Annotated in this window: 5 protein-coding genes; 2 read left to right on the plus strand and 3 right to left on the minus strand. The window is 61.3% G+C overall.

All coding sequences use genetic code 11. The annotated features are described in order from the left end of the window. The 3 genes from AAC083_RS20435 to AAC083_RS20445 all read right to left on the minus strand — a co-directional run. Positions 1 to 968, minus strand: a 968-nt coding sequence (locus tag AAC083_RS20435; protein ID WP_308811027.1) for a cache domain-containing protein, incomplete at its 3' end; no start/stop codon positions are given. Continuing rightward, positions 965 to 2,176, minus strand: a complete 1,212-nt coding sequence (locus tag AAC083_RS20440; RefSeq protein WP_108537581.1) for an ROK family transcriptional regulator — start codon at positions 2,174 to 2,176, stop codon at positions 965 to 967. The genes AAC083_RS20435 and AAC083_RS20440, both read right to left, overlap by 4 nt. 105 nt (positions 2,177 to 2,281) lie before the next feature. Further along, complete coding sequence (locus AAC083_RS20445; protein WP_108537582.1) at positions 2,282 to 3,949, minus strand: methyl-accepting chemotaxis protein; 1,668 nt, start codon at positions 3,947 to 3,949, stop codon at positions 2,282 to 2,284. A 129-nt stretch (positions 3,950 to 4,078) separates the two neighbouring features. Here AAC083_RS20445 and AAC083_RS20450 point away from each other — a divergent pair, with 129 nt between their 5' ends. Then, the gene (locus AAC083_RS20450) at positions 4,079 to 4,534 is read left to right on the plus strand and encodes a YchJ family protein (RefSeq protein WP_084204547.1); all 456 of its coding nucleotides are present in this window, start codon (positions 4,079 to 4,081) and stop codon (positions 4,532 to 4,534) included. A 194-nt stretch (positions 4,535 to 4,728) separates the two neighbouring features. Then, positions 4,729 to 5,754, plus strand: a 1,026-nt coding sequence (gene glpA / locus AAC083_RS20455) for an anaerobic glycerol-3-phosphate dehydrogenase subunit A (protein ID WP_258224791.1), incomplete at its 3' end; no start/stop codon positions are given.

The following is a 5,754-nucleotide window of genomic DNA, read 5'->3' on the forward strand; positions in this document are numbered from 1 at the left end:
TGGGAGAGCTGAGCACTGAGCTCGGCCAGCTCATCCTTGCGCCGAAAGCTCGACACGGCGCCGATCAACTTGCCGTCCCGCACCAGCGGCAGCCGGTTGACGATGAGCTGCTGACCGTTGAGCACTATCTCTTCATCAAACTGGGGACGGGGATCCTGAATGAGGGAGAGCATGCGGCTCTCCGGCAACAAGCGGGTGATGGGCTGGCCTATGGCCGTCCTTGCCGCCTGCTCGTCGAGGCGCAACAACCGGATGCCATTGGGGTTGAGGGAAGTGAGCCGCCCCTGTTCATCTATGGTGAGGATCCCTTCACGCACCGTGCGCAGGGTACAATCCAGCTCCGCATAGAGGCGCCCGATCTGCTCGGGCTCGAACCCCAGCAGGGCCCGCTTGTAGCGGCGCGCCAGCCAGGCAGCAGCGGCGCTGTTGAGCAAGACGATAATCAGAGTCATCGCCAGACCAAAGCGCAGAAAACCCTGCAGATCCGCATCAATATCGCGCACCAGATAACCGACCGACACCACGCCGATGACCTGTTCCATCTCGTCGCGGATCGGTCCCTTGCCGCGCACTGAAACCCCGAGCGATCCCTCAGCCCGGGAGGTGTAAGCCTCCCCTTGCTGGGCTCGCTTGGGATCGTCTCCGACCATGGGCTGGCCGATGCGATCCGCATTGGGGTGCACCAGCCGCCGCGCCTCCTTGTCGCCGATGACGATGTAACTGGCGCCAACCTCGGCGCGGATCCGCTCCACCAGCAGGTTGAGCCGGGCGGTATCACCCCGCTTCACCCCAGAGATGATCCCGGGTTCACGAGCCACCAGCCGCGCCACGTCGAGGGCCTGATCCCCCACCTCGCGGTAGCGCTGCTCGGAAACGTAGTAGTAGCTGGCCCCGCTCAGCAGCACCAGTTGCAGCAGACTGACCAGACAGAGCATCAGCAGGAAGCGTCCTTGCAACCCGAGTCTCATGCCTCCTTGTCACCTCGCAACAGGTCGAGCAGCAGGCTGCCGTCGCGCAGGACCTTGTGCACCTGCACCGAGGTGGGCTTGGTGGGATCTTCGTAAAAGTGGGTAGACTCGATTTGCAGCCGTACCAGGTATTCGGCCGGCAACTGGCTGGCCAGAGACTGGTGCAACATGGGGAACAGCAGCCGATCGGCGCGGGTGATCTCCCCCCCCAGCAGCAGCTTGCCCGGATTGAGCAGGCAGATGAGGTTGGAGAGCACCCGTGAGAGACGACCGGCCGCCTGATGCAATATGTCCTGGCACAGGCTGTTGCCCGCCAGCGCCAGCTCGCACAACTCGCGGATGGTAACGCTCTCGGGCAGATCATGCTCCTGCATGCGTTCGCGCAGCTCCCGGTATTGCGCCTCCAGTGCCTGATTGGTCACCAGGGTACAGGCGCAGCCAAAGCCACCGCAGTAGCAACGCTGGCCATAGGGCTCGAGCTGCAGGTGGCTGAGATCGCCGAGCAGGGACGACTCGCTCTCGATGAGCTGGCCATTGACCACCATGCCGACACCTATGTCGTTATGCACGAACACCAGCACCGCATCGGCGCAGTTTTTGGCGGCCCCCCACTCGCGCTCGGCCTGGATCCAGGTGCGCACGTCGCCACTGACCAGCACGGGTACCTCAAACGCCTGTTGCAGGGTGGGGCCAAGCGGCCAGTTACGCAGATCATAAAAGGGGAAGTGCTTGACCATGCCGGAGTGGCGCTCCACCTGCCCCGGCAGGCACAGTGCAATACAGGCAAGGCGCAGCGCTTTCTTTGGCAGGAAACCCTGGATGGCGCGCACCAGGCTGACCAGCAGGTCGGCACGCTCAGCCTCGCTGAAGGTGTGACGATGACGGGCGAGGGAGCGACCGGCCAGATCGAACAGGGCCATGTCCACATAGCCACGGCCAAGCCGCATGGAGAGAAACTGGAAGCGACGCTCGTTGATGCGCAGCAGGGTCTGACGGCGACCACGGCCCACCGAGCTCTCGCCACAGGTCACCACCAGACCGCCATCGAGCAGTTCACGGGTGATCTTGGTGATGCTGGCCGGAGAGAGGCCGGTCAAACGGGACAGATCGGTACGGGACAGCTCCTTGTGCTCCTCCAGGCTGGCGTAGACCAGACCATAGTTGAGCTGACGGATCAAATCGATACTGCCTTTCACGATCTCATTCATAGGATATGGGTTAACGAAAAGAGCGGATGGTGACAATTTTCCCACATTCTCCGCCAATCCCCAAATTTGCCGTCTGGAAATCACGTCCAGACGGCAAAAATGCGATCAGTAGCGGAATTGGGAGACAAGTTTGCGCAATTTGTCACCCGTGCTGGCCAAGTCGCGGGTGGTACTGTTGGACGCCACAGCCGCATCGGTCAGCTCGCTGACGATCTGCTGTATGGCCACCAGGTTCTTGTTGATCTCCTCGGAGACCGCATGTTGCTCCTCGGCCGCCGTCGCTATCTGTATGTTCATATCATTGATGGTACTGACCGCCATCACCATGCTGTCGAGGGAGGTGGCGATATGGCTCGCCTCCTGTACCGTCTCCTGGCTGCGCTCCTCGCTGGCCTGCATCACGTCTACCGCCTGTTTGACACCGCTTTGCAACCGCTGCAGCATCTCGTTGATCTCCTTGGTGCTCTGCTGGGTACGGCCCGCCAGGGAGCGCACCTCGTCCGCCACTACCGCAAATCCGCGCCCTTGCTCGCCCGCCCGGGCCGCTTCGATGGCGGCGTTGAGTGCCAGCAGGTTGGTCTGTTCGGCAATGCCGCGAATGACCTCAACCACGGATCCTATCTTGCCGGTCTCGTGCGCCAGCTGCTCGATAACGCCGGAGGCGGTATGCACCTCGTCCACCAGTCGGTTGATGCTGTTGATGGCGGAATCCACCACCCCACGGGCGGCATGGGATTCGCGCGCAGCGTCGCTGGTAGCAGTGGCTGCGTTGGAGGCGCTGGCCGCCACTTCCTGAGCGGTGGAGCTCATCTCGGTCACGGCGGTGACCACCTGATCCGTCTCCCGGCTGTGGCCGTGCATCTGATGGTCATAGTGCTCGCTCAGGTGGTGCAGCTTCTCCACCGCACTGAAGAGATGATTGCTGGTCTCTCCCACCTGACTCACCACCGACTGGATCCGCTCGACGAAGCGGTTGAAGGCGGTGGCCAGCTGGCCAATCTCGTCATGACTCTGCACCTTGAGGCGCTGGGTCAAATCCCCCTCCCCGTCGGCGATGTCATTGAGGGCCGATACCGCATCCGCCAGCGGTCGGGTGACCCGATTGCCGATCAGCACTGTCACTGCCAGGGTTATTCCCAGGATCACCAGGATCAACAGCACGCTGCTTTGCAAGGAGTTGTGCATGTTGCTCTCACGCTCGGCGCGCAGCGCCGCCAGCTCGTTGTCGATGTCATCGATGTAAAAACCCGTGCCGATGACCCACTGATACTTGTCGAGCACCAGGTTGAAGGAGAGCTTGGGCACATCCCGCCCGATGGAGGGCTTGGCGGTCCAGTACTCGGAAAAGCCATCCCCCTGGCGCGCCGCCTTGATGATCTCCTGGATCAACAGCTTGCCCTTGGCATCCTTGTCCTGCCAGCGGTTTTGACCCTCCATCTCGGGGCGGGTCGGCAGCAATACGGTATTGCCCTGAAAGTCATAGATGAAGAAATAGCCATCGCTGCTGTAGCGCAATGGTCGCAGGATCTCGGTGACCTGCTTGCGCGCTTCCGGGGAGTCTGGCTGGTTATAGACCCTGTCGACGGCCGTCTTGGCGAGCATCAGGTAGCTGCTGAGCAATGCCTTGCGATCCTGGATCGCATTCTCCCGCGCCACCACCAGATCAGCTTCCAAATCACTCTTGAACATCATGTAGTTGCTGAGGTTGACCACCAGGGCCATCAGGAGCACGGGGATAGCTCCCAGCAACAAAATTTTCTGCTTTAGCGTCATCTTTCACATCCTTACAGCTGTCTTTATTGGTGTTTCGTTCCTACCTAACCAGTATAGGGCGCTGGTCGGCAGGGACCCGCTTTCGCTACAATCCCCGCACCTCCTCTATCGACCCTGATGGGCTGACATATGAAAAAATGTCCTTGCGGTTCAACTCTTTCTTTCGAACTGTGCTGTGGATCACTGCACCAGGGGGCCGAGGCGCAGACCCCGGAGCAGCTGATGCGCTCCCGTTACAGCGCCTTCGTGCTGGGACTGGGCGACTATCTGGTGCACAGCTGGCACCCTGATCATCTGGGGGGATTGACGGCTGATCAACTCTCCCACACCGACACCCGCTGGGATGGGCTGGAGATCCTCGCCGCCCAAGGCGGCCCTTCGGACAAAACCGGCGTGGTGGAGTTCAAGGCCTGGTTCAAGGAGGGGGATGAGCGCCACTGTCTGCATGAGCGTTCCCGCTTCGTGCGCCATCAGGGACGCTGGGTCTACACAGATGGCGAGCAGGATCCGACACCACTGCAGGCTGGTCGCAACGACCCTTGCCCCTGTGGCAGCGGCAAGAAGTTCAAGAAATGCTGCGGTTGAGTGGCGGCTAACTCATGCAGAGGGGGCCCTGGTGGCCCCTTCTCTTTTAATACGGGAGTGTGACAAGAATCACGATTTGCTCATTATTTCGCACCAAAATGAGCGTTTACGAGCATTAATTTGGCCCATATCAAACATTTTCGGCCCGAGAGGCGCCACACTGGCGTCATCTGGAAGAGATGAGACGGTCAAGAATGAAAAGAATAACCACACAAGTCGTCATCATAGGGGGTGGCGCCACCGGAGCCGGCATCATGCGCGATTGCGCACTGCGCGGCATCGACTGCATCCTGCTGGAACGGGATGACATCGCCGCCGGCACCACCGGCCGCAACCACGGCCTGCTCCACTCGGGTGCCCGCTACGCGGTGACGGATCCGGAATCCGCCCGCGAGTGCATTCAGGAGAACCGCATCCTCAAGCGGATCGCCAGCCATTGCGTCGAGGAGACGGGCGGTCTCTTCGTCACCCTGCCGGAAGATGACATCAATTTTCAAAATACCTTCATGAATGCCTGCGCTCTGGCGGGCATTGATGCACGCCAGATGGATCCGTCTGATGCGCTGCGCCTCGAGCCCAACGTTAATCCGGCGCTGATCGGCGCCATTCAAGTGCCGGACGGCACTGTCGATCCCTTCCGCCTCGCCGCCGCCAACGTGCTGGATGCCAAAGAACACGGCGCGCGCATCTTCACCCACAGCAAGGTGCTGGGGCTGCTCCGCACCCAGGATCGGGTCCATGGCGTCAAGGCCATCAACACCCGCACTGGCGAGGCGTTCGAGGTGGAGTGTCAGGAGGTGATCAATGCCGCCGGGATCTGGGGCCAGCAGATCTGCGAGTACGCCGATCTCGGCATCCGCATGTTCCCGGCCAAGGGTTCGCTGCTCATCATGGATTACCGCATCAACCAGATGGTGCTCAACCGCGCCCGCAAACCGGCGGATGCGGACATTCTGGTGCCGGGCGATACCATCTCCCTCATCGGTACCACCTCCAGCCGCATCGACTACCACAAGATTGACCAGCTCACTGTGGATCCTGAGGAGGTGGAAGTGCTGCTGCGCGAGGGGATTAAACTTGCCCCCATCATGGCGCGCACCCGTCTGCTGCGCGCCTACGCCGGGGTTCGCCCCCTGGTGGCGGTGGATGGCGACGAGACCGGCCGCAACATCAGCCGCGGCATAGTCCTGCTCGATCACAGCGATCGCGACGGCCTCAAG

The organism is Aeromonas sp. HMWF014, from assembly GCF_963878295.1.
Lineage (GTDB): Bacteria > Pseudomonadota > Gammaproteobacteria > Enterobacterales > Aeromonadaceae > Aeromonas > Aeromonas popoffii.

Bases quoted from the DNA above. Each gene is read 5' to 3' on its own strand.
- AAC083_RS20440 (WP_108537581.1), bottom strand. From the start codon at position 2,176: ATGAATGAGATCGTGAAAGGCAGTATCGATTTGATCCGTCAGCTCAAC.
- AAC083_RS20445 (WP_108537582.1), bottom strand. From the start codon at position 3,949: ATGACGCTAAAGCAGAAAATTTTGTTGCTGGGAGCTATCCCCGTGCTC.
- AAC083_RS20450 (WP_084204547.1), top strand. From the start codon at position 4,079: ATGAAAAAATGTCCTTGCGGTTCAACTCTTTCTTTCGAACTGTGCTGT.